The organism is Paracoccus kondratievae, from assembly GCF_009301415.1.
GTDB lineage: Bacteria > Pseudomonadota > Alphaproteobacteria > Rhodobacterales > Rhodobacteraceae > Paracoccus > Paracoccus kondratievae.
This window is the reverse complement of record NZ_CP045073.1, coordinates 143,943-165,636: the sequence shown is the minus strand read 5'-3', so window position 1 is coordinate 165,636 and position 21,694 is coordinate 143,943. Positions and strand designations below refer to the sequence as shown.

Here is a 21,694-nt window from a genome sequence, read left to right as displayed (position 1 = left end):
ATCAGCCCCGGATCGTTGCGCCGACCTCGCCGGCCAGTCGGGCGGCGAAGGTTGAGCGGGTCAGCAGATCGACCAGGGCGGCAGGATCACGGTCCAGGAACGCGACAAGCACGTCGCGCACCTCGTCCATGTCGGCCGCGCGGCGGATCGCCTCGATCAGCGGCCCGAGATCGGCCTCGGCCACGCGTTGCATGTCGCCCTCGGCGATCAACTGATCGACCAGGGCGTCAATGCTGTCGCGGGAACGGGTCTCGGTAAGCAGGGACGCTGCCTGCCGTTCAGCCTCGGGATCAGGCGGCGGTACCTGCGTGGGCAACGGCACCACCTCCGGCGGTTCCGGCCGTCTGACACGGATCACCTCTTCGTCCGCATCCGGCTCGCTGATGGCGAAGGCCCGGTAGATATCGGCCTTGGCGATGGGGAGATCGAGGTTGCCAGACTCCTTCGCCAGCTCCAGGAGCAGGCGAGGGTCCACCGCCTCCTTGGCTGCGAACCGGACATTCGGCAGCGGGACGCGGGTATTGGCCGGGAAATGCAACCGCCGCAGGGCACCGGCAATATCGCGCTGCAATGTCGCGGCCAGCTGCTCGGCATCGGCATCGCGGATATCGTCGCGCACGTTCTCGTGGATTTTGCCAACCGCGTGACCACCTGCAATCGCGTCTGTGGTGGCAACCTGACCCAGCACCCCTTTGGAGATCTGTTCGTCCCACCAGCGCGCCTTGCCCTCATAGAGCTTTTCCGCCCCCGTGGTCGCGCCGTTGACGACATCGACCTCCATCGACTTCGGGATGATCGCCGCCATGTCCACCCCGATCTGGCGCACGGCACGCAAAAGCGTCTGGCGGTCGGCCGGGGTGGCCGAACTGTCATATTTTCCGAGGCGAAGGGGATGGCCGTAGGCCTCGCAAAAGATTGCCCAGTCCTTAACCGTGTAATTCTTGAACATGTATGCCCAGGCGGCGAGCCGGGCGAGGCCGCCCCTGATCGGCAAGCCGCTCTTGGCCCTGGACAGATGGATAACATAACTGTCGGGCCGCAGCGGCTGCGGGCCTGCATTGTCGCGCAGATAGAGGTGCCGCCCGTTTTCGCGATCAAATTCGAACCAGCGCGGATCAACATGATCGACATCAGCAATCCGCAACCCTTTACCGTCACGCTCCCAGACAATTTCGCAAACGGAGAAGCCTTTGCCGATCGCGTCCATCATGTCGATCAGTGAGGTTCGGATAGCGGGCGCCATCAGAATGTCGCGTGTCATTTCGGCCAGTTTGCGGGCCGGTTCGCTCTCGTCGCCGGGATCGACATGCAGTTCCAGCGAGCGGATTGCACGCTTTCTGACCCCCAGCACGGCGGCATAATGGAGGTCCTTCTCCTCCATCTGTTCGGCAAGCTCGAGATAGGCAGCCGCATCGCCTGTCTCTGCTTCGCGCAGGATTGAGGCCAGCCGAACCGGCGTGAGCCCATCGGCGGGATGGCCGGACTGGATCTGGCGCACCGATCCGAGGGCGGCAATCGCTTGCCGTTCCAGCAGTTCCGCCTCCGGCACCGTTTGCATCGGCCGGCCAAATTGATCGAGCAGCATCACCACGTCCCTCCGCCATGGCCCCAGCGTCCGCCGGTGGCCTCTTCGTCGTCATCGTCCTGGTCGGGGGCCGCGTAGCGCGAGCGTGCGCCGGGCAGGCCCTCATATTCGTAAACCGACTCGCCCAGCTCGGCCGCGCTGATGCCCAGGGCGCCGGCCCAGAAACGGTCGGCGTGACCGTCGCTGTCGCCGTCCGCGATCAGCCGCCTGGTGCCGGTGACGCCGACCTGAGACTTGATAGAATGCAGGTCAGCCCGCAGCACCGGATCACCGGCCGGGATGCGCACACGGCGGTCCTGGAACCGCTCTTTCATGGAGGTCGCCATGTCGAGCTTGATCGCGGCCGAGAACAGCACCCCTTCGACACGATCCTCGCCATGTCGGCGCCTGGCGTCCTCGACCGGCTTTTCGCCCATGCCGGTCTGGTCCATGCGCAGCCGTACCACCCGGTAGCGGCGCATCACCTGCGCCAGCAAATCATCCTGTTCAGCAAAGCTTATACGCCGCCGGGCGATGATCTCGCGCGTCCAGAGCACGTCGCCGACCAGCTCCAGCACCCAGATGACGAAAAGGTCGTTGCGGGCCGCGATGTCGACGCCAACGAAACACGGCCCACCTTGATACAGGCCCGGCAAACCGGCAGCCGGGTGCTCGACGCTGCTGATCAGGTCGTAATCCAGCCAGCTCGACGCCTCGTCCAGCCATTTCAACTCGTATTCCTGCGCCCAGGCATCCTCGTCGGCCATGCCCTTGCGTAACATGTCGATGTCGCGCACCAGCCCCTGACGCACCGCCTCGTAGATGTCGACGACATGGCGCGACCACACCGAATCCTCGGCCGTCATCAGCTCGTAGAACTTGTTGCCCTTGCCGTTCGGGGTGGAAATCACCCGCAGCTTCTGCTGGCCCTTGGAGATGACCGGGAAGAGCGCCGCCCAGATATCGCGGGACTTGGCGTGAAACGCGAATTCGTCAAGGATCACATTGGCTGAAAACCCCCGCGCCGTGTCCGGGTTGGCCGGCAGGGCGGTGATCCGGCTGCCATTCGGAAAACCGACCTCCAGCGCCTTGTAAACCGCGTCCGGCCCCTTGTTCTGCGGGGCACGAAATTCGCCTTCGGAGAAGACCGGCTCACCCCCCTTTAACAGGGTGTTGTAAACCTCGTAAAACGCCTTGGTGAACGGCTTGATCACCTCGGTCATCATCTCGGCAGCCTGACGCTCGCCGCGCGACAGGATCACCCAGCGGGCGCGGCGGTCCTCGATCCAGCCCTGGAAGCAATCGTCGGCGCATTCGCCCCCGGTGGTGAAGGTCTTGCCGGTCTGACGGCTGAACATGCCGATTTTGAAGCGCGACTGATCCTCAATCCATTTACGCTGATAGGGCAGGAAATTGACAACGGGGGCGAAGGGCGCGCTCATGCATCCTCCTGCGGGAGGTCGGCGTATGCGCGCAGCAGCTGGTATTCGTCGAGAACACGTTCCAGGACGTCAGCAGCGCGCTGCATGGTCTCGCGGATCGGAACGCCCGTGAGGCCGAGGCCAGCGACGGCGCGCGCATCGCGGCGCAGGTCGATAATGGTGCTGCGGGCGCTCACGGATATCACCCGAACCCCATGATCCGACGCGCCTTGGCGGCGGCCTCGGCGTCGATATCACCCGATGCAACTGCCGCCTCCAGCTTCTCGGCCTGCATCTTGCGTTCGGCTGCGATCATCTGCTGGCGGATACCGGACGAGGCCATGATGTCCTTCAGCATCCGGCCGATGAAATGCAGCTCCTTCGGATCGATCTCGTCGCCGTCCCGCTGCATCTGCGATTCCATTGCCTTGAAGGCCAGCGCTGTCACCATCTGGAACAGGACGTTATGGCGCTTGGCCTCCTCTTCGAGGCCGTTCTCCTGCATCCAGCCCTGCGCCCATGCACTCGCCTTTTCCTGTGTCTCGATGAAGGCGCGATATTCCTGCCCGAACCGATGCACTGTGGCATGGTGAAAGCTGACAACCTTGCCGGATTCGGCCAGCCGGCTGTTCAGTTCATCGGTGATCTGGACATAATCCGCAAAGCCGCGCTCACGCAGGGTATCCTCAAGCCATTGCCGGGTTTCCGGTGGCAGCTGATCGATCTTCCGGGGCGGTGGCATGTCAGCGCCTCGGGCTGGGACGCTGGATATCGGGATGCGTTGCCCGGCCGAGCGCAATATCGACGCCCCGCGACGTCGCCGTCACGACCAGGAAGTCCGGCTGACCGGTAAGGGTAACGAAGCCCGTTTCTGCCAGCCACGCCAGTTCAGTGGCTGTCTGGTCGCGGGATGTGTCGATCCCGATACCATCGCTGTTCAGCACGTCAGTCAGAATGGAAACGTTCGACGTATAGGTCGGGCTCGCTTCCAGGAAGCGCAGGATTGCCAGGCGACGGTGGCGGCGGAGGGTCTGGGCGTAGTCATTCATCATTTTACACCGTCGAGCAGATGATCCTCATGACGGGCGACGATGGTCTCAAGCCTCGCCATGATCTTGTTGTTGCCTTCCATGATCGCATTCATCGTTTTCATTTCACCCTGCATTTCTTTGATCGTCAGATGCAGCTGGTGGAGATCTTCCTTGCTGGGCTGTGCCCGCAGTGTCTGCTCAACGCTCGCCAAACGGGCGTCCAGCCGGTCCATACGTTCACTGCCTGCCTTAAAGCGGGTTTCCACGTTCTGGTCGCGGGTGCGCCACCAAGTGTAAATGATGTTGACGATGCTCAGCACCGTCAGCACCACCGCGAGCATCGGGCCGAGTTCGGCAGGCGCGGCATTCATTGTCCGATCACCTGACCTGCAGCCTCACGCAGCTTAGCCTCCGCAATCGACCGAAGAACGCCGGATGCAGGGTTCAGGGCGGTGATCGCGTCGGGTACGCTGTTGGAAGCATGACTGATTGCGGCACGAACCGCAGCATCGCCAGACAATCCCCTCGCCAGTGCCGACCGGACACCTGACATGATGGCAGAATGAAGAGCTTCCCGATGCCGGGCTTCGATTTCGATCCCCCAGCGCGACCGCGCGACCGCAGCAGCACGATCGAGGATAATCGTCAGCAGCGTGCCAAACAGGGTAACGAGCCCAGGTACGAGAGCGACAGAAATTTCAGACCAGAATGAGTTCATTTGGACAACCTCAAAGCAGCTGTGCGTAAGTTTCGGAGATCCAGCCTTCGAGGCCGTCATATTGGACACAGAGCCAGCCCCGGCCGTCGAACAGTCCGCTGCGAAGAACCGGTACGACCGTGCCGTTCGGAATGCCTGCGATGACATTGGGATTGAACGACGGCCAGCGGCGCATGTTCAGCCGCGAACCGGCGGTTGCCACCCGCGCCAGGGTGACCGCAGGCATGGGAATGGAACCGCTCTCGGCCACCAGATCGGCAGGATCATCGCGACCCAGTACCCGGTTTCGGACCTGTTCAAGCGGGAAAAGCGGGTTCGTGTCCACTTTCCGACCCGGAGAGACATACCAGTGAGTGCGGATATCACGCAGCGTGGGTATGCCCGAGAACAAGGCACGGGCCAGCGCAGTAACAGTCTCGATCTGTGCCTCGGTATAGGCCATCCAGACGCCAGAGCCGTGTTCAGGCGTGGCTTTGACTGCCAGATCACCCTCAAGCCCATCCGTCAGGATCTGCCCCCACCAAGCCAATCCTCGCAGCGGAACTCCGTCGATGGGCTCCATCTTGCCGGGATTGACGATTTCAATGCCGATCGAAAACTCGTTACAGCCGGACCGCCCGTGATACGTTGATTTCCCCGCGTGGTTTGCTCGGCGGTTAGTCGGCACCTGCTGTTCGCAGCTGCCATCACGTTCGACCACAAAATGTACCGACACGCCGACATCGTTGCGGCGCAGATAGGCAGCGCTGTTTCCCCTGGTCAGCCTGCCGGCCGTATCATGCAGGATCAGCACTTCAGGCGTGATGGCACCACCCATATGCTGAGCGGCGTTGAAAGGAATGTCGATGATCCTGTGGTCCTCAAGGCGCATGCGAAATCTCCGTGTCGGGGATCCGCTGCGGTCCCGATCCATGATCGGGATTGACACGGGGGTCTGAATTAGTCCCCCGGGAGGTATGTGCCGGGGTGTCAGTCCCGCTGATCGAACAGCGGCAGATACGGTACCATTCCGTATTCCTTGCGCATCTTTGCGCGCAAATTGTGGACGTGTTTTGCCGAGACGCCAAACTCGGTGGCGATGACATTGGCCGAGCGTCTCGGATCGGTCAATCCTGCATCAAGGATAGCCGCGCGAAGCGCATTGGCCCGGTCCTGCCTTTCGCGGCCCCACGGGCTGGGAATGTCAAGTGTCGTGCCTGCGAAACGACAGGCCAGCCACGTCACCACATCGGTTCCGACTTCCGCAGCCAGCACCGAACCCTCGGCGCGCTTGGGGATATCCCGACGCTGACCGCCGGCATTGGCCAGCAGCCGCAGTGCGGCCGCGCGGCCAAGGTCGCGTTCCAGCTCGTCTATCCAGGCATCCTTCGGAAGATCGGCGCGGGCGTTCATCAGGCTTCCCCGCGCCGCGCCTTGAGGATGCCGCGATATGCGCTGCCCGATGGCAGCACTGTGACCAGAATCGCGCCCTTCATGGGATTGTTGTCGATGACATAGGCGTGGCCGTCGATGACGACCGCGCCATAGCCGATGCCAGACCAGGGCTGGAGCCGAGCGGAGATTTCCTTGCGCAGCCGCTCGATCTCGAACCCGCCGACCCGTTCGAGGTAGCGCAACAGGGCATGATCGCTGACGTGGACGCGCTGTTTCACTGGACCGATACCCCAGCCCGGTGGCACATATCCCTCAATGCCTGGATGACATCGTTGATCTGCCCGGCATTGCGCAGAGCATCCACATCAATCGGTACTGATCGCCATTTGCCCTCGAAGCGCGACCGGATAAACGCATTGAGCCCGGCCCGGCCAGGACGCTTCAGAACCCCTGCCTCGCCGAGCAGTTTCCACAGTACATGGACAAAGCGCAGATCCGCGCGCGGTGCCATGGCATGGCCCTTGGGCCGACCATTGCCTTTCGCGCTGGTAAAATAGGTATTTCCATAAGGCTTGAAGCCCCTGTTTTTCAGGGCTTCAACAACTTGGCGCAATTCGGCCTCGGTCATGTCCGCCATGCTGGTCTTGCCAGTTGCGACCAGTTGCAGATCGCGACGGGTGTCATCATCAAGGCCAAGCTGCTTGCAGCCGACATGGATCATGCGCTTCAGGGTCAGGGCGGCAGTCATGGCAACAGCGCCTCCAACTCGCGGGCGATTTGGTGCAGATCGTAGGCGGTGCGTTCAAACGGGGAAAAGCTCTGGTTCATAACGAAGACATGCATCGGCTCACCGTTCCCGAAGCTCTCAACCGACATTTCCGGCCCCCGGTTCAGCACGATCTCAAGGGCGGCCTCGATCATCTGGACCCGCTGAAACAGCGTGGCATCTGCGAAGGTTCGAACAGACATTTTGTTACCTCGGCTGCATCATCAGGACCGGGCCACCACACCCGGCCGACCACGCCCCGGCTGCCGGGGCGGGTTTCGCATCAGGTCGAGGACTTCGCTGGTTTGAAGGACAGGGTCCGGCTGGCCGCGATCTCAATGGGTTCGCCAGTGCCCGGGTTGCGACCCAGCCGGGCCGCACGCTCCTTGATCGAAAAGCGACCGAAGCCGTGGATTGCAACGGTCTTTCCACCTTCCGCTTCCTCACGAATAATCGAGAATGCAGCGGAGATGACCTCCTCTACCTGTCCCTTCTTCTGGCCGGTGGCCGATGCGACGGCGGAAATCAGGTCGGATTTGCTGAAATTTGCCATGGTCTTTTCCTTTCTGGCAGGTGGAATTGGGATCACTCGACTTCGCCGCGCAGAGCGCGGCGTGCGGCTTCAAGGGCAGCTTCGGGATCGGGAATGGCATGAGCATCGCGCATATGCGCTTCAATCGGCGCCCATGCGCCGGTGGTCAGCAAATCGAAGCTCTCGCAGAAAGCTTCGAGCGCCACGGCCTCTTCATCGGTCAGGGTGATCATCGCCATGTCGGTTCTCCGTTTCGGTTTGAGGGTCAGAGCTGCGCTCCCAGGCGCACCCAGAGGATCGCCTGGAGAACAAGGAAGACTGCAGCGACCAGCAGCGCGGAGAGCGGTGTGGTCGGCGACAACAGATCGGTATCGCGGGCAACTCCGGCCGAAACCGCAACCACGAAGCCAACCAGCAGCAGGGCGAAGGGCGCGACGAACGACATCAACATCATCACGGTCACAGCGAACTGAAATCGAGGTTCACCAGATCCATCGCGCCAGTGCGGTCGTTGCGGCGATAGAAACGGATATAAGTGGCGGTATCGTCGACGATCAGCGCATCGGTGATCGCCTGCATCGCCTGCTCCCAACGCTCGTCCTGGCTGCCATCCGGCCGACGAATGGGCAGCTTTTGCAAACGCAAGACCCGCTTTGTGTCGATGCGGCCCGCCTTGTTGACCTGAAAAGCGTCGTTGATCAGCACGATGATGTTGGGGTCTGCCCCTTCCGCCCAGGACTCGATGCATTCGTCGATCAGGGCCTTCGCGGCTTGCAGTTCCGGTCCAAAGGTAATGCGATCTGCGACACAGATGCGCACTTCGGCCGAACCATCGAACGAACTGATCCCGAAGCCGCCTTTCTGCCCGCCGATTCTGGCGCCGTATTTCTCGAAGAGCAGCGCCTTGGCGGCATACATCTCATCCATGGCAGACTTTTTGAAAGTCAGCTGGACCCGTTGAACACCCTCGGCGTTTGAAACCAGTCTATGTGCGAGCTCATCCTTCATACGCTCGGCATCGGAGACCAGATGGTCAGGCACCATGCGCCCCTGCCGATCCGTCCAGGTTTTGGTTGCGGTCATGTCAGTTTCCTTTCGATGGATGGGGAGAGCTGGCGAGAGCAAGCGCATCCTGAAGGATGCCCGTTGCAGCCTCGGCCTGAACGGCCAGCAGTTCCTCAAGGGCGGTCTCGGGGTCAGGCTGACTGTAGGCCAGTGTCGCCAGCAGCATCGCTGATGCATGCCGGAGCACCAGGCAGGCGGCGTCGCTGTCGATGACGCTATCGACGATCGACAGGGCACGGGCATGGATTTCAGCGTCTGAGGCTGTGTCGTTGTTGGCCGGTGTCGGGACGATGAAATTCATGGGCTCACTCCGACTGCATGTCGCGGATCAGGTTCGCAGTCTCTGCGCGCAGATCCGCCAGGCATGCGTCGAGGCCTGCCACGGGGTCCGGGTCTGCCAGGGCCAGATCGCTCAGGATCAGGCAAGCCGCACGCAGGATCGCCATCTTGCCCATCAGATCGTCCTCGACATGCCGGTAATGCGTAAATCCGATGTCCCGGATTTCCTGCAGCTGTTCGGCAGGAAGCTCACCCATGGGACCGAAAGTCGCCGGGAAGGTGACAACATTGCTGTGCGGGGTCATTTCGAGGCTCCTTTGTAACGGGGGCAGGAGTTGCAGGCCCGGAACATCCGCACCCGCTGAGCATTGACGTTGACGAAGCGACCGGCCTTGCGCATCCAGTCCCGGCAGGCGGCGGTTGAGATTTCTCCCTGCGCCGGGCATTGGACCGTGGCGAACATGAACACGCCGCGCACGACCTCCTCGACGGCGGCCATGTCTCCGAGGTATTTCCGACGCAGCACGTTCGAAACCAGCGCAGCTGACCGATTGAGACGGCGGGCGACCTTGTTCTGACTGGTGGCTGCGCATTCCTCGGCGAGCCGCTCGACCCATTCGGGGATATCTTCGCCCCAGGCGGCACGGGCGATTTCAACGGGTCCGCTCATGGCGCGTCTCCGGGGGTGTGCACCGCACCGGTGTTCGGGTCAAAGATCCGTTTGATGCGCTGGACTTGTGGCGGACGCGGCCCGGTGTTGCGGATCAGCCGGTAGATCGCCTGACGACCGGCAATCGGCTCAGCCTTTTTCAAGACGCGCAGATATCCGCAGCGCAGCAACATGCTGCAGTAGGATTTGGCGGTGGGTTCTGACACCAGGGCGTCAGGCGTAGTCGAGTGCGCGGCGATGTCGCGGGGGCTGAACTCGACAAGCCCGCGCATCGAGCGCCACATATTCTCGACACCCGTGCCCTGAGTGACCGGCTGACCCGCGCGATTGAGGCGCGGTGCATGATAGCCCCGATCATCGATCAGACTGTAACCACTATCACCCTCGGGCTGGATCACCCCACCAGCCAGCAGACAGCGCAGATAATCCTGGATGGTCTTGCGATTGGCCCTCGAGCGGTCGATCAGATCGGTGACAGTGAAGAGATCCGGCATGGCGCGGATGGCAGTCCAGATTTCCTGACGGCCAGGGGTCGAAGATGATGCCGGGCGACGGCCTGCCTTCCGAGGGGTCATGCCATGATCCTCCGCGGAGTGGGTGCATGACCGGTGAAAAAGCCGGTTTTCCCCCAATCGGCACGGCCAACCGCCTGCAAACCTTTGGTCAGGGCGAACTCACGGACCCGGTCGAGGTTGACGCAGATCCTGCGGATTGAGGCGTTCGATTCCTTCAGAAGCAGGTGTTTGAGATCGTCATCAAGCTGGACACCCGGGCAATAGATCCGTGCCAGATGCGTGACATCGGCCAGGTCGCCGGGCTCGGCCGCGACCCAGTCCAGCATCCGTCCGTGCACCCGCTCCCATTTCTGCAGCTTCTGCGGCAACAGCTCTTCGCCAATCAGGATGATGGCGGCACCCGAGCTTTCGTAAATGTCGCGCACGATCTCGATCATGTTGCGGCTGACCAGATGATCGGCCTCGTCTATGATCAGCGGTCGCGCTGACCTGGCTATTTCCTCCGCAATCTGGTCAACCATATCGGCGATGGTGCGTGCTGCTGGCACCGCAAGGTCCTGCAAGATTGCCGTGCACAATTTTCTGGTGGTCCAGGCGCTCTTTACCTGCACCTGATAGGCCTTGAACCGGTTGGCGGCATAAATCGCGGCCGTGGTCTTGCCAAAGCCCGAGGGGCCGTAAAACGTCGCCATCCCCGGCAGGCCATGACCGCGTTTCTGCACCCGGTCGACGAGTTCTACCAGTGCGCCGACATTCCGCAGGGGGGCTACACTGTTGAAAAGGGGTGTTCCGTCCATCATACTTGCCTCATTCGCTTCTTCTGCGTCGCCGGGGCCTGCACACCTCGGCGGCGGTTTCATCCCAGTCCCGCTTCCCCGAAATCGTCGAACAGCATGCGCTGGCGCGTGTATTCCGGGGTTTCACGGTAGATTTTCAGCCAGTCGGCCTCGGCCGAGCCGATCGGTTGCCCGGCCTCGGATCGGGCCTCGATGTCGAGAGCGCGACGGAAGCGATCAGCCGGGCGTTCTTCCTGAACCTCTTCGTTCCGCTGTCTGAACTCGACCACCAATGCCTCGCGGCGCGCCTCGACTGCAGCGTCCTTCTGGGGCACAGGCATCTCGCGGTCGAAGAGAGGCGCAGGCTTGGTGCGACGGGCAGGCGCGATCTCGACCACCTTAGCCTCGACCAGTGGCACGGTGGTTTTGGGCGCCGCATCCAGCTCGCGGGCCAGATCGTGCACCGACACCGGGCGCATGGCGTCCAGCAGCTGCTTTTCGACCTTACGCCGGGCGCGCTGTGCCTTGGCATGCAAGCGCGCGCCGACCAGGTCGAAGAAGCCCACTTTCTCACGGCATTCCGCCTGTCCAAGGTACTCGCCCGCCAGGGTGTAGATGTGGGTCCCGGCGTGCAGGTTCTCGGGGTCGAAGCGGGCGACAATCTCCGCTCCGGCATGGGCATTCATCCAGTCAGCCCAGTATTTGTTCTTGAACAGGGTCAGTTCGCCATGCGTCCGATGCAACCGCCGGACTTCCTGACCCATGAGCCAAAGCCGGTGTTGCTCGGGAGTGGACTTGCGGATCGGCGCACGGGCATAGCTCTCGGCAAAGGTCTCATCGAACGACCGGCCTTTGGCCGTATCGGTCAGGCGACCCGGGCGGGCATTATGATCGCGGATCCGTTCATCCAGAACGACCAGGAATTCCTCGAGCGTTACGGCGCGTGAACCATAATCTTCGGGCTTGGCATCCGGGCGGTTGCCAACATAGGCCCCGGCAAAGCGTGGATCCTTGGCGATGCGGCTGGCAAAATCCCGGAACCCGCGCTCGATCGGTTTGGCCTGACCATGGGCCGGGGTGGCCCAATGGACCTGAATGCCAAGCATGGGCAGCACGCCCAGCGGATCCTCCTCGCGCACCTTGAACCGGAACCGGGTTGGGGTGCCGCCAGTCAACCATTTGTTGGCAAATTCATGGCCGTTGTCGAAGAGACAGTGCCGGGGAATGCCCCAGGTCTCGATCAACTCGCCAAAGGCAGACATGACGGCAACCTTGTTCGGATCGAGATCCACCCGCCACGCAAGTATCTTGTTGCTGTAGAGGTCCTGGAAGGCGACGATCTGCGGCCGCACAGGACGATCAATGCCCGGCCATTGCACGAAAACGTCGATCTTGTGGCAGTCGGCATTCACGCCCTCGAGCGCAGTCAGACCACTGCGATCGCGGATCTGCGGAGGGAAGCATTTAGCAAGCCCGCGCTCGCCCTCACGAGCGAACACCTGGGTCACCCGGGGAACGTTATCATCCATCCACCGTCGTGCGGTGCGCGAAGTCAGGTAGGCCAGCCCCCGATCCCGGCAGAGCTTCACCGCATCATCATATGCCGCCGCAAAGCTTGGCCCACCAAGGCGCAGATAGCCGGCTTTAAGCCAGTCCAGGAACTCCCGGCTGCACGCGGCCCGGGCACGTATCGCCTTTGCGGCGCGATGCCGGGGCGCGAGATAGGGCAGCCAGTCGGCAGGGTCGATGCCTTCGATCAGCGCAAACCAGTTCCAGATCGTACGAGGCGCTTTCCGGGCATGCCCCGCCACCGTGCTGACAGCAGAGTGTTTTCCCATGAGCGGGGCCAGCTGTTCGACCTGCTGAATGACAGTCAGGCGGTCGCGAGCCTCATCCTTCACCGTCTCCGGAAGGGCATCGAACCATGCCCAGGCTTCTCCCCGGCCCATGGCCGTTTCGGCCGGCGAGTGATCCGCAGCGGCTTCCTTGATCAGCGCTGCCTGGGCCCTCACGGGGAGCAGTTTCCAATGGTATTCCCAACCGCCTCCGCGATCTTCGCGCCGCCGGGCGAACTTGGGATGGGCGCGCCAATCGCCGCGACGCACCATGTCATCGACACCCCGGCGAGTTTCCGGGACATCGGGCAGGCCGCTGGCGGCCAGCGCCCCCGTGGTCCACCATTCCTGCTTCGGGGTAAGTGTGGTCATTCCGCTGCCACCCCCATCCGATCTGCAGCTGCGTTCAGCATGTCGGTCAGATCAGCGCTGCACTCCTGGACAAAGCGCCGCCGTGCTGCTGCGCCAGCTCGCTTCCACGCCCGCTGGAGCGCCAGATACTGCTCGTCGACAGGGCTTTTCGGGGCGGCTTCAACGGCGCCATTAATCGCCTTTAAAGCGTCGGACGCATTCCTGGCCTCGCCTGCAGCAAGGGCCTTTACCACCAGATAGCGATCCGGCGCTTTCTTGATCTTCGCGATGACCTGCAGGTCCTTGAGCGTCACCTGGCGCGGGGCACGGCGCAGTTCGGCGATTTCATCAGGGCCGAGGCGTGAGCCAGCGGCGACAAGACGCTCAACCTGACGGCGCGACAGGCCAAACTTTTCAGCGGTGGTTTCTGCAAACGACATCATGTCGTTTGCAGAACCGTGCTTCGCCAGTGCGCCCGCAACGCCTGCCTTCGTCTCAGGGTGCAGCCGCTCATAAACCACCTTGCGGGTTGCCAGAAACACAGCATTGTCCAGCGGGTTCAGCTCGGCGCCGGCCAGGTTGCCGTCGATTTCCATGATCCGGGCCTGATCGTCGGTGCATTCAAAGACCCGCACCGGAACCTCGGTCCAGCCCAGCTCGACCGCCGTGGCATGGCGATGTGCGCCGTCGATGATCCGATAGATCGTCTCGCCGTTCCGCCGCAGCTGGCGAACCGCAATGGGGCTGGTGATCTGCCCGATCTCGGCAATGGACGCGCGCAGCGTCGCAATGCCGGCCTCTGACACGGGGCGAAGGCGGCCGGAAACCTCGATCTGATCGACCGGAAGGCTGGTTTTGGACTGGATCAGGGTCGGTTCGCTCATGTCAGGCCGTCACGAAGTAGAAAATCAGGAAGGTCACGATGATGCTGGCAAGGCCGAGGGCATCGCCGATCCGGCTGTCGTTCAGCCGGTCATGGCCGGCCTTGAGCCTCTGCCAGCCCGCGCGCAGGGAAATGGGGAGGCGACGCGGGCTGGCGGGCTCACGGCGCTCGACGGTGGCAGCCGGAGCGCGGAGATGGGAAAACAGCGGGCCGATCATGCCAAACCCCCGAGCTTGAAGGAGAAACCCGACATGATAGGCTGGCGGCACCGAGGAGCGTTCGCAGCGCCCCCCGGCACCTGAGCCCAAGACCTACACAACAGATCAAGGACTGTTCGAATGACGGACAACAGAGACTTCGAGCGCGATATCAAAGCGCTGGAAGAGCGCCTGACGGAAAAGATCATCTCCGAAACCGCCAAGACGAAATACGGCCTGCTCGACCTTATCGCTGCGCGCTCGGTTGTAATGGGGGCGCTGGTCGAGGAGCTCGACGAAACGCAGGTCGAACGCGTAAAGGCGCGTGCGGAGGGGATGGTCGACAACGAAACCATCAAGAAATACGTGAAGGAGTGGTTCAATCCGTCTGAGGACGGCTGAATAACTTCACGCGACGGGCGGAAGGGCGCGCAGGTCATTTCTTGCTGCGCCCCCGCATTCCAGACAGGTCTGAGGCCCGGATGAGGACCTCCCCGATGAAGGCCTCACCATTGTCGGGAAGATTCCATCCATCCTCCCAGCTTTCGTTCAGCCAGCGCAAAGCCTCGCGCCATGGGGACGGGGAAAAGTAGATCCGGTTCTCCAGATCGCTTTTCTCCTGGGCGGACATCCGCGCCGCCTCGTGCGCGTCCGGCTTAGGAGGAAGGCCCGCAAACCGGGCTCTTGCCGCAGCAACACCATCCAGCGGGAACTTCTCGTCGATCAGCTCCTGCATGCGCAGGCTGACCGCTGCGCGCACCGTTGACAGGTGCTCAATGGCCTGCGGGCCGCGCAATTCGGTCAGCATCTCGGCCAGGAAGGCTGCTCGCTTGTCCTCGAGCATGTCGTTCAATGCCGAGCGGGCGATTTCGCGCAGGTCGTAAGCTGCCTCGGGCATCAGGCGGCCTCCTTCGACTTAGATGGGCGGGGAATGTCACGGGGCCACGCCAGATCGGCGGGCCAGTTGTCGGAGAACCAGCGAGTAACGCGCTGAAGGCGACGAACGGTGCATCCCGCTTCGCCACTCTCAATCCGAGGAAGCCATTTCCCATCGTTGGCCGAGTAACTCGAGACCGTCGAAAGCGTCAGACCTGTATGCGCAGTGTACAGTTGCGCCAAGCGGATAAGGGTATCTGTGCTCATTTTTGCCTCGGTATCATTACCGATTAAATAAGCGGCAGCATTACCGATTGTCAAGCGCCACAATTTCGGTTTTTTTACCGAATTATGCCGAATGACCCGACAGAACTGGCTGCGAAAGTACGAGAAAGGCTCATTGAGCTGGGCACCAACGCCTTTGCGTTGGAGAACGCGTATGGATTAGCACCTGACACCATACGAAACGTCAGCCGTGGCGGAGGAGGAAAGTCTGGTCCCACGCTCGTCAAAATGAAGCAGATATGCGATGCGCTGGGATGGGATTTTTACTTTGGCCCCCCTAGGGAATCTGGTCCCATAGAGCAAGTTACCCTAGACGGTGCTGACTATGCTCATATCCCACTCCACGACGCGATGCTGGCAGCTGGTGCTGGCTACGACAACGGTTCCGAAGAAGTTGTGGACCAGCTTGCATTCCGCCGAGACTGGCTGAAAAAGATCGGCGTAGCGGCTTCCAGCGCCAGGCTTGCCCGCGTCCAAGGCGACAGCATGCAGCCGACGCTCTGGCCCGGTGACATGATTCTGATCGACACCAAGCGCAACGATCCTCTAACTCGTACAAGAGACGCAAAGGATCAGCGCCGGTCACCAGTCTACGCCCTGATCGATAATGGCGAGGCACGCGTGAAGCGCATCGAACGCCCCTCGGCCGATTTGATGATGCTGATATCCGACAATCCCGATTACGCGCCCGAGCTGCGGCAGGGCAAAGACCTCGCCGCCATCAAGATCATCGGCAAGGTGGTCTGGTGGGGCCACACGGCAAAGGAGTAAATTTTGTCAGTAAGTTATCATATGGTTCACTACCGAACATTTGCAGCAAAAGGCCAGCAAATCGGGAGCTTAGAAGAGGGTTGCAGACTTGCGTTAAGTGGGAAAGATCGTGAAGCTAAGCCGCTCTGGCTTAGGCCTGCAGACCGCATTATGTTAGAAAGTTCTGCAAACGGCGATTTCACAGGCCGACGCTTCCTGATGAACCGCGTCGCAGATCTTAAAACTGCAATCTTCGGCGAGGTTTGTTGCGTCCATGAGAAAGATCTGCAAGCCTTGTTAAGGTTGGAGGCGCAAACTAAGGCTCTAACGGACGAGACCGATACCGCATTCTTCGACCTATCCGAAGCTGAAGCACCTAACGGAACTCACTTCATCAGAGGAATTGGTTACTGGCTAGCAGTAGGTGATCATCTCTTTCTGATTACCCTTCAGACTGTTACGCCCAAGCAAATCATTGAGTATCTCGCTTGGTTGATCAGTGTTTTCGGCCCGCCTGGCACAGTCATAACCTCGGATCTATTCAAGATTGAGCTTGATGCCGCCGTGCTAGGAGAAGATAGCGTTGGGCAAGTTAGATCCTTAAAAATCAAAGGGAATTCACCTAAGGGTATTAAGGTTCCCGTCGAAACTGGCGAGATGGCTGCTTCCGCAGTTCCGCAGCGGAAGAGCTACTCTAGGCGAGTTCGCGCTGAGCATAAGACTCATTCCGCTGCTATGCGTATCGTGGAGGCAGTGCTCGGACCTGATCAGGTGAACAGGCTGGTGCGTTCTCTGGGTCCTGAGGAATACATCGCAGCAGAGGCCGAGATCAGGGTGAAAGGCGCGCGGACGGAAGCCACTCTAAAGAACGTCAAGGAGATTGCCTCTGCTATAGCCGACGAAACCGATGCGCATGTGGAAATTGAAGGAAAATTTGGAAAAATCAAGGATGGCGATGCGATTTTGCGTATGCGCATGCCTTTCGCCGTATCGAACGAAGGCGGAACACTCCTTGATTTCGACAATGTCGCAGAGCAGATTCAAAAGGTGTACCTGAGGTTCTTGGAAGACGGGAAAATAAAGGCGAAATGATACGGGTTGTCCACATCGCTTCAGCTTGCGTCATAGGCGTCGCAATTGCGATGTGGGGGCCTTGGTGTCGCATTTTCGCGGTACTTCCTTCCCTGACCACAACATTGTCGATAGTGATGGCCGCAATTTTCGTTCGGCTAAACAGGGGCTTGCCAACTCTCGACTGGAAAAGCATTCCGCTCGACAGGCGGAAGCGTCTTTCTCAAGCGGTCTATGACGTATCTGCAGAATACCTTGGTGTTTTGGCTCTTGCCGGGGTGTGCCTTGCGACCGTGCTTGTTATGATTGGATCAGGACTTGAGACCTTCATGCTATGGCCAGCTTGGGTACGAAATTCCGTAGGTGCATTGTTAGGATTTTCGCTCACCTTGACCGCCACTCGGATGGCCTATGTGGTGTGGCGCGATCTTGACATCGTTATGCTGCAAAAAACTATTGTGGATGAACTTGTTGTTGGGCCTTCTTCGTCACCCTCATTGGAGGAGGTTGAGCGTGGCCGAGATATTCAGAAGGCGATGAAGAACTCAAACCTACAAGGTGGAAGTGTTCCTGTTCGTAGCGATTGGAAAGGTGACAAATCCGGCTCGATCGAATAGATTGTTCCTGTTATGTTCCATTTTCGTTGCGAACCACAGGACCCGCCGTGCTCTCTACCATTCCGCCCACCGCCCCTGTCGCCCCCTGGCTGGGCGGCAAGCGCAACCTCGCCAAGCGCATCTGTGCCATCATCGACGCCACGCCCTGCCTTACCTATGCGGAGCCATTCGTGGGCATGGGCGGCATTTTCCTGCGCCGCTCGACCAAGCCTCGAGCCGAAGTGATCAATGATCGTGGGCGCGACATCGCCAACCTGTTCCGCATCCTCCAGCGCCACTATCCGCAATTCCTGGACACGCTCCGATTCCAATTGACCACCCGGGCCGAGTTCGAGCGTCTGGTGCGGGTCGATCCCGAAACACTGACCGACCTCGAACGCGCTGCACGCTTCCTCTACCTTCAGCGCACAGCCTTCGGCGGCAAGGTTTCAGGCCGCAACTTCGGGGTCAGCAAGGATCGCCCCGGCCGGTTCAATCTGACGACACTGGAGCCGATGCTGGAAGACCTGCACAGCCGCCTCGCTGGCGTCGTGATCGAGTGCCTGGACTGGTCGGACTTTATCCCACGCTATGACAGCGCCGAGACGCTGTTCTACCTCGATCCGCCCTATTGGGGCTGCGAGGACGATTACGGCAAGGCGCTGTTCGAGCGCGCCGATTTCCAGCGCATGGCCCGGCTGCTGGCCGGGATTCGCGGGCGGTTCATCCTGTCTCTGAACGACCTACCCGAAGTGCGCGCGATCTTCGCAGCCTTTCACCTTACCGAGGTTCGCACCACCTATACCATCAGCGCCAAACACAACGACCCGACCGGTGGACGGGCCGAGTTGCTGATCAGCAACCGGCCTGTTTGACCGAAAATCGTTTCCATGTTCTGTGGCGGGTGCCTCCTGATAGCCCCGGCCTATCTCATTGAGAGCGCACAATAAAACGGAACATGGAAACGCCAAGCCGAACTTTCCGCCGGATTTCCATGTTCGGCTGCTTCAGCAGCCCGCACACAAGGCCAGCTCGGCCTCTCAACCCCTCGCAAATGCTGATATCTTTGGCCTTGTCGGCACTTCACAGCCACGGGCCTTCACACCCCTGTTGAAGCTCTTTTCAAGCCTTAGTGCATGACAACCGCCCGGGCCTCGTCACCGGCCTCGTTGTCCCCGCACGGCCCTATTTTACTGGCCTTTCGCAGGTCTTCGCAGGTCTTCGGGCCTCTTCGCATATCCCTGCAGATATTCGTGTCAAACAACAGTGATTGCGTCCGCAGGGAAGGTTCAATCGACTTAGGCGCACTTCGCATGTTCTGGTCTAAGTCGTTGAAAATAATGGTGGGAGATAACGGATTTGAACCGCTGACATCTTCGATGTGAAGCCAGAAATTGCTTTGTCACTCCATTGCAGCAGATGGCACGAGACGGCACGAAAGTGCGGGATCCGAGGCGTCGGGGGACGCGGGGCTCCGGGTAGCGCGAAGGTGCAAAGGCGTCGAAGATCGTGCAATCCGGTCGAATCCGAGGCTGGTGACCGAATGGTGACCGCGCCCATCTCGCGTGCTTGGTAATATTGCAGTCTTGGCATTTCCGGCTTGGTCATGCACACTTTCAGCAACTTAGTTTGACCTGTTTCCTCCCGACGAGGCTTGTTTATGAACGCCCCCCTTCGCCAGACCGAGCGTCTTGGCCGTCTGACGACCGCGCTTGGCGCTGACATGCTGGCGCTTCTGCGCTTTGACGGCACGGACCATCTCAACGACCTGTTCGAATACCGCGTCGAGGCGCTGGCCACCCGCGATGATCTCGACTTCGACGCGCTCATCGGTACCCATGCCACGGTCGAGATCGAGGGCCGTGAGGGCACCCAGCCCTTTGACGGCATCGTCACGCAGGCGCGATGGGCCGGGGTGGGCGAGAACGGTCACCGCTATGATCTGGTGCTGCGCCCGTGGTTCTGGCTGGCGGGGCGGCGGCGCAACCAGCGGATCTTTCACAACAGGACCGTGGTGCAGATCCTGCGCGAGCTGCTGTCGGACTATGCCCAGCTCGGCGATCCGGCGCTGGATGTGCAGCTGTCGCAGGACTATCCGGTGCTGGAATACACGGTGCAGTACCGCGAGAGCGACCTCGACTTCGCCCGCCGCCAGATGGAGCGGCACGGGATCAGCTTTCATTTCCGCCACGCCATGGGCAGCCACACGCTGGTGCTGACCGATGACGTTCTGGCGCATGAGACGATCGGCGCGCGGCCCTATAAAAGCTACGACGGCCACCACCAGGCCGAGGGCGAGCATTTCTGGGACTGGACGCCCGAGCGCAACATCACCACCGGGGCCATCCGGCTGACCGACTATAACTTCAAGCATCCTGACCAGGCGATGGAGGTCGACCGGCTGGGCGATGCCGCCCATGCGCAGGGCCAGATCGAGAGCTTCGACTGGCCCGGCGATTATCTGGCGCAGGACGTGGGCAAGCTGGTTGCGGGCCTGCGCACGTCGCAGGAACGTGGCGCGGACCGTCGCAACCGGGCGGTGGGCGATTGCCTGAGCCTGCGGTCTGGCAAGCGGGTGACGCTGTCGGGCGACCGGATCCCCGGCACGGGCGAGAGCTACCTGTGCCTGTCAGCATCGCACCACTTCGTGTCTGAGGCCTATGGCTCGGGTGGTCAGGGCAGCGACGGCTATGCCTTTACGGGCAGCTACGTGCTGATGCCCGACACGGCTCCGATGGCACCTCCGCGGCGCACCGCGGTGCCGGTGGTGCATGGCCCGCAGACGGCGATGGTGGTGGGTGAGGGCGAGATCGACTGCGACGAATACGGCCGCATCCTGGTGCGGTTCCACTGGGACCTCGATGCCGCGCATTCGATGCGCTGCCGGGTGTCGCAGAACTGGGCCGGAGCAGGCTGGGGCGGCATGGTCATCCCCCGCATCGGCATGGAGGTCGTCGTCGAGTTCCTTGAAGGCGATCCGGACAAGCCAATCGTCACGGGGAATGTCTTCAATGGAAAGAACGATACGCCCTATCCGTTGCCGGAGCATAAGACAAAGGCCGTCTGGCGCTCGAACACTCATCAGGGGCAGGGCTTCAACGAGATCGCCTTCGAGGATCAGAACGGCATCCAGAACATGTTCTTCCACGCCCAGAAGGACCAGACGACACGGGTTCTGAACGATCGCATCAAGCGGGTGGATCGACACGAGGTTGCTGCTGTCGGCAGGAACCGCGCCATTGAAGTGGGCGGCAACCAGAAACATGAGATCGGCGGGTCGATGAATACCGTGGTGGGCGGCACCGGCATTTCGGCCTTTGCATTGATGGCGGCCGTCAGCGGGCTGGCGGGCCATACCGCCGGGCTGCTGAAGCAGGCGGGCGAGGCTGCGGGCGGTGCCGGGCCGGGGCTTGATCTCTTTGCCGGGACGGTCGCCTCCTCGGCGCTCGGCTTCCTCGGTGCCGGGGGACTCGGCAGTCGGGGCCGCGTGGTCGGCGGCGAGAGCGACCGCCCCGATGCCGGCCGCGCCCTGGGCGATGCCGGCAGCGGCGTGGGCGAGGCGGCAGGCGGCCTCTTCCCGCTGCCGGGGGTGATGAACACCATCGTGGGAAGTTTCAAGTCCGACACCATCGGCATCGCGCGGGCCGAGCAGATCGGGATGTCCAAGGTCACGAACGTTGGCGCGACCTCGCTGGAAAGTGTCGGCAAATACAAGAAGATCGCCGTCGGCGAGGAATTCGTGATCGAATGCGGCGACAGCAAGTTCATCATGAAGTCGAACGGCGAGGTAATTATCCTCGGCAAGACCTTCAATTTCGTTGCCTCGGATCATTTCCAGATGCGCGGTAAGCCGATCGATATGAACTGATGGAGCTGATCAACCCGACCCCGCTGCCCGGCCTCGCCTTCCGGCAGTTTGATCAAAACGGCGATCTGGATTGCGTGGTCACGCTGCGCGGTACGTTCGAGCATGTCCAGGACGGGCTGGCGCGATGGTATGATCGGCAGATGCCGTTGCAATGGCAGGACCCTGATCCCCAGCGGTTCCGAGTGACCGCGCGGTGACCGCGGACATCTTCGGAAATGGTGACAAGATGTCGGGAAGGGGATGAAAAAAGGCGCTAAGGGGTTGTTAAACC

Annotated in this window: 32 protein-coding genes and 1 other RNA gene; 7 read left to right on the top strand and 26 right to left on the bottom strand. The window is 61.2% G+C overall.

Going from position 1 to position 21,694, the window contains the following annotated elements; genetic code table 11:
* Position 1: 1 nt before the first annotated feature.
* The 25 genes from F8A10_RS12130 to F8A10_RS12015 all read right to left on the bottom strand — a co-directional run bounded on the left by F8A10_RS12130 (position 2) and on the right by F8A10_RS12015 (position 13,998).
* On the bottom strand, positions 2-1,585 hold the full coding sequence (locus tag F8A10_RS12130) for a DUF935 domain-containing protein (protein ID WP_152367463.1): 1,584 nt from the start codon (positions 1,583-1,585) through the stop codon (positions 2-4).
* The gene (locus F8A10_RS12125; RefSeq protein ID WP_152367462.1) at positions 1,585-3,006 is read right to left on the bottom strand and encodes a terminase large subunit domain-containing protein; all 1,422 of its coding nucleotides are present in this window, start codon (positions 3,004-3,006) and stop codon (positions 1,585-1,587) included. The genes F8A10_RS12130 and F8A10_RS12125 overlap by 1 nt, the downstream gene beginning before the upstream one ends.
* Positions 3,003-3,182: a hypothetical protein gene (locus F8A10_RS12120; RefSeq protein WP_152367461.1), complete on the bottom strand. Its 180-nt coding sequence runs from the start codon at positions 3,180-3,182 to the stop codon at positions 3,003-3,005. Before F8A10_RS12120 ends, F8A10_RS12125 begins: the two co-directional genes overlap by 4 nt.
* Before the next feature lie 5 nt (positions 3,183-3,187).
* Complete coding sequence (locus F8A10_RS12115) at positions 3,188-3,727, bottom strand: phage protein Gp27 family protein (protein WP_152367460.1); 540 nt, start codon at positions 3,725-3,727, stop codon at positions 3,188-3,190.
* 1 nt (position 3,728) lies between these two features.
* The gene (locus F8A10_RS12110) at positions 3,729-4,037 is read right to left on the bottom strand and encodes a VpaChn25_0724 family phage protein (protein ID WP_227493492.1); all 309 of its coding nucleotides are present in this window, start codon (positions 4,035-4,037) and stop codon (positions 3,729-3,731) included.
* Entirely contained in the window at positions 4,034-4,387 is a 354-nt protein-coding gene (locus F8A10_RS12105) for a DUF2730 family protein (protein WP_152367458.1), read from the bottom strand. Before F8A10_RS12105 ends, F8A10_RS12110 begins: the two co-directional genes overlap by 4 nt.
* Entirely contained in the window at positions 4,384-4,734 is a 351-nt protein-coding gene (locus F8A10_RS12100) for a hypothetical protein (RefSeq protein WP_152367457.1), read from the bottom strand. The genes F8A10_RS12105 and F8A10_RS12100 overlap by 4 nt, the downstream gene beginning before the upstream one ends.
* Positions 4,735-4,744: 10 nt before the next feature.
* Positions 4,745-5,605 (bottom strand): N-acetylmuramoyl-L-alanine amidase, encoded by an 861-nt coding sequence (locus F8A10_RS12095; RefSeq protein WP_152367456.1) that lies wholly within the window; start codon positions 5,603-5,605, stop codon positions 4,745-4,747.
* A gap of 98 nt (positions 5,606-5,703) precedes the next feature.
* Positions 5,704-6,126, bottom strand: coding sequence for a hypothetical protein (locus F8A10_RS12090; RefSeq protein WP_152367455.1), 423 nt, complete (start codon positions 6,124-6,126; stop codon positions 5,704-5,706).
* Positions 6,126-6,386: a hypothetical protein gene (locus F8A10_RS12085; RefSeq protein WP_193668268.1), complete on the bottom strand. Its 261-nt coding sequence runs from the start codon at positions 6,384-6,386 to the stop codon at positions 6,126-6,128. The genes F8A10_RS12090 and F8A10_RS12085 overlap by 1 nt, the downstream gene beginning before the upstream one ends.
* Positions 6,383-6,856, bottom strand: coding sequence for a gp16 family protein (locus tag F8A10_RS12080; RefSeq protein ID WP_152367453.1), 474 nt, complete (start codon positions 6,854-6,856; stop codon positions 6,383-6,385). Before F8A10_RS12080 ends, F8A10_RS12085 begins: the two co-directional genes overlap by 4 nt.
* Entirely contained in the window at positions 6,853-7,077 is a 225-nt protein-coding gene (locus F8A10_RS12075; RefSeq protein WP_152367452.1) for a hypothetical protein, read from the bottom strand. The genes F8A10_RS12080 and F8A10_RS12075 overlap by 4 nt, the downstream gene beginning before the upstream one ends.
* A gap of 7 nt (positions 7,078-7,084) precedes the next feature.
* Positions 7,085-7,158: hammerhead ribozyme type II (locus F8A10_RS12070), an RNA gene on the bottom strand.
* The gene (locus F8A10_RS12065) at positions 7,158-7,427 is read right to left on the bottom strand and encodes an HU family DNA-binding protein (protein ID WP_152367451.1); all 270 of its coding nucleotides are present in this window, start codon (positions 7,425-7,427) and stop codon (positions 7,158-7,160) included. The genes F8A10_RS12070 and F8A10_RS12065 overlap by 1 nt, the downstream gene beginning before the upstream one ends.
* Before the next feature lie 32 nt (positions 7,428-7,459).
* Complete coding sequence (locus F8A10_RS12060; protein ID WP_152367450.1) at positions 7,460-7,645, bottom strand: hypothetical protein; 186 nt, start codon at positions 7,643-7,645, stop codon at positions 7,460-7,462.
* Between the two features lie 26 nt (positions 7,646-7,671).
* Complete coding sequence (locus tag F8A10_RS12055) at positions 7,672-7,851, bottom strand: hypothetical protein (protein WP_152367449.1); 180 nt, start codon at positions 7,849-7,851, stop codon at positions 7,672-7,674.
* Between the two features lie 14 nt (positions 7,852-7,865).
* Positions 7,866-8,489 carry a DUF3164 family protein gene (locus F8A10_RS12050; RefSeq protein WP_193668266.1) on the bottom strand — a complete coding sequence of 208 codons (624 nt, stop codon included), beginning with the start codon at positions 8,487-8,489 and terminating at the stop codon, positions 7,866-7,868.
* 1 nt (position 8,490) lies between these two features.
* A complete protein-coding gene (locus F8A10_RS21105; protein WP_193668264.1) occupies positions 8,491-8,772 on the bottom strand; it encodes a hypothetical protein in 282 nt (93 codons plus the stop codon).
* 4 nt (positions 8,773-8,776) lie between these two features.
* A complete protein-coding gene (locus F8A10_RS12045; RefSeq protein WP_152367447.1) occupies positions 8,777-9,055 on the bottom strand; it encodes a hypothetical protein in 279 nt (92 codons plus the stop codon).
* Positions 9,052-9,420, bottom strand: a complete 369-nt coding sequence (locus tag F8A10_RS12040) for a helix-turn-helix domain-containing protein (protein ID WP_152367446.1) — start codon at positions 9,418-9,420, stop codon at positions 9,052-9,054. The genes F8A10_RS12045 and F8A10_RS12040 overlap by 4 nt, the downstream gene beginning before the upstream one ends.
* Positions 9,417-9,995, bottom strand: a complete 579-nt coding sequence (locus F8A10_RS12035; protein ID WP_152367445.1) for a hypothetical protein — start codon at positions 9,993-9,995, stop codon at positions 9,417-9,419. The genes F8A10_RS12040 and F8A10_RS12035 overlap by 4 nt, the downstream gene beginning before the upstream one ends.
* Positions 9,992-10,795, bottom strand: a complete 804-nt coding sequence (locus tag F8A10_RS12030; protein ID WP_227493491.1) for an AAA family ATPase — start codon at positions 10,793-10,795, stop codon at positions 9,992-9,994. The genes F8A10_RS12035 and F8A10_RS12030 overlap by 4 nt, the downstream gene beginning before the upstream one ends.
* Positions 10,792-12,918, bottom strand: a complete 2,127-nt coding sequence (locus F8A10_RS12025; RefSeq protein ID WP_152367444.1) for a transposase domain-containing protein — start codon at positions 12,916-12,918, stop codon at positions 10,792-10,794. The genes F8A10_RS12030 and F8A10_RS12025 overlap by 4 nt, the downstream gene beginning before the upstream one ends.
* Positions 12,915-13,781, bottom strand: a complete 867-nt coding sequence (locus F8A10_RS12020) for a ParB/RepB/Spo0J family partition protein (RefSeq protein WP_152367443.1) — start codon at positions 13,779-13,781, stop codon at positions 12,915-12,917. Before F8A10_RS12020 ends, F8A10_RS12025 begins: the two co-directional genes overlap by 4 nt.
* A gap of 1 nt (position 13,782) precedes the next feature.
* Complete coding sequence (locus F8A10_RS12015; protein ID WP_152367442.1) at positions 13,783-13,998, bottom strand: hypothetical protein; 216 nt, start codon at positions 13,996-13,998, stop codon at positions 13,783-13,785.
* Positions 13,999-14,118: 120 nt separating this feature from the next.
* On the opposite strand from F8A10_RS12015, the gene F8A10_RS12010 reads away from it, so the two are divergent.
* Positions 14,119-14,379, top strand: coding sequence for a hypothetical protein (locus F8A10_RS12010; protein ID WP_152367441.1), 261 nt, complete (start codon positions 14,119-14,121; stop codon positions 14,377-14,379).
* Positions 14,380-14,413: 34 nt separating this feature from the next.
* Here the strand turns inward: F8A10_RS12010 and F8A10_RS12005 are convergent, their stop codons facing one another.
* Positions 14,414-14,875: a hypothetical protein gene (locus tag F8A10_RS12005; protein WP_152367440.1), complete on the bottom strand. Its 462-nt coding sequence runs from the start codon at positions 14,873-14,875 to the stop codon at positions 14,414-14,416.
* A gap of 614 nt (positions 14,876-15,489) precedes the next feature.
* Here F8A10_RS12005 and F8A10_RS21430 point away from each other — a divergent pair.
* From F8A10_RS21430 to F8A10_RS11975, 6 genes are all read left to right on the top strand, one after another.
* Positions 15,490-15,909: a S24 family peptidase gene (locus tag F8A10_RS21430; protein WP_227493490.1), complete on the top strand. Its 420-nt coding sequence runs from the start codon at positions 15,490-15,492 to the stop codon at positions 15,907-15,909.
* A gap of 3 nt (positions 15,910-15,912) precedes the next feature.
* Positions 15,913-16,980 carry a hypothetical protein gene (locus F8A10_RS11995; RefSeq protein ID WP_152367438.1) on the top strand — a complete coding sequence of 356 codons (1,068 nt, stop codon included), beginning with the start codon at positions 15,913-15,915 and terminating at the stop codon, positions 16,978-16,980.
* A 116-nt stretch (positions 16,981-17,096) separates the two neighbouring features.
* The gene (locus F8A10_RS11990) at positions 17,097-17,576 is read left to right on the top strand and encodes a hypothetical protein (RefSeq protein ID WP_193668262.1); all 480 of its coding nucleotides are present in this window, start codon (positions 17,097-17,099) and stop codon (positions 17,574-17,576) included.
* A 47-nt stretch (positions 17,577-17,623) separates the two neighbouring features.
* Positions 17,624-18,430, top strand: coding sequence for a DNA adenine methylase (locus tag F8A10_RS11985; protein WP_152367436.1), 807 nt, complete (start codon positions 17,624-17,626; stop codon positions 18,428-18,430).
* A gap of 785 nt (positions 18,431-19,215) precedes the next feature.
* The gene (locus tag F8A10_RS11980) at positions 19,216-21,423 is read left to right on the top strand and encodes a type VI secretion system Vgr family protein (protein WP_152367435.1); all 2,208 of its coding nucleotides are present in this window, start codon (positions 19,216-19,218) and stop codon (positions 21,421-21,423) included.
* Positions 21,423-21,620, top strand: coding sequence for a hypothetical protein (locus F8A10_RS11975; protein WP_152367434.1), 198 nt, complete (start codon positions 21,423-21,425; stop codon positions 21,618-21,620). The genes F8A10_RS11980 and F8A10_RS11975 overlap by 1 nt, the downstream gene beginning before the upstream one ends.
* Positions 21,621-21,694: the final 74 nt, after the last annotated feature.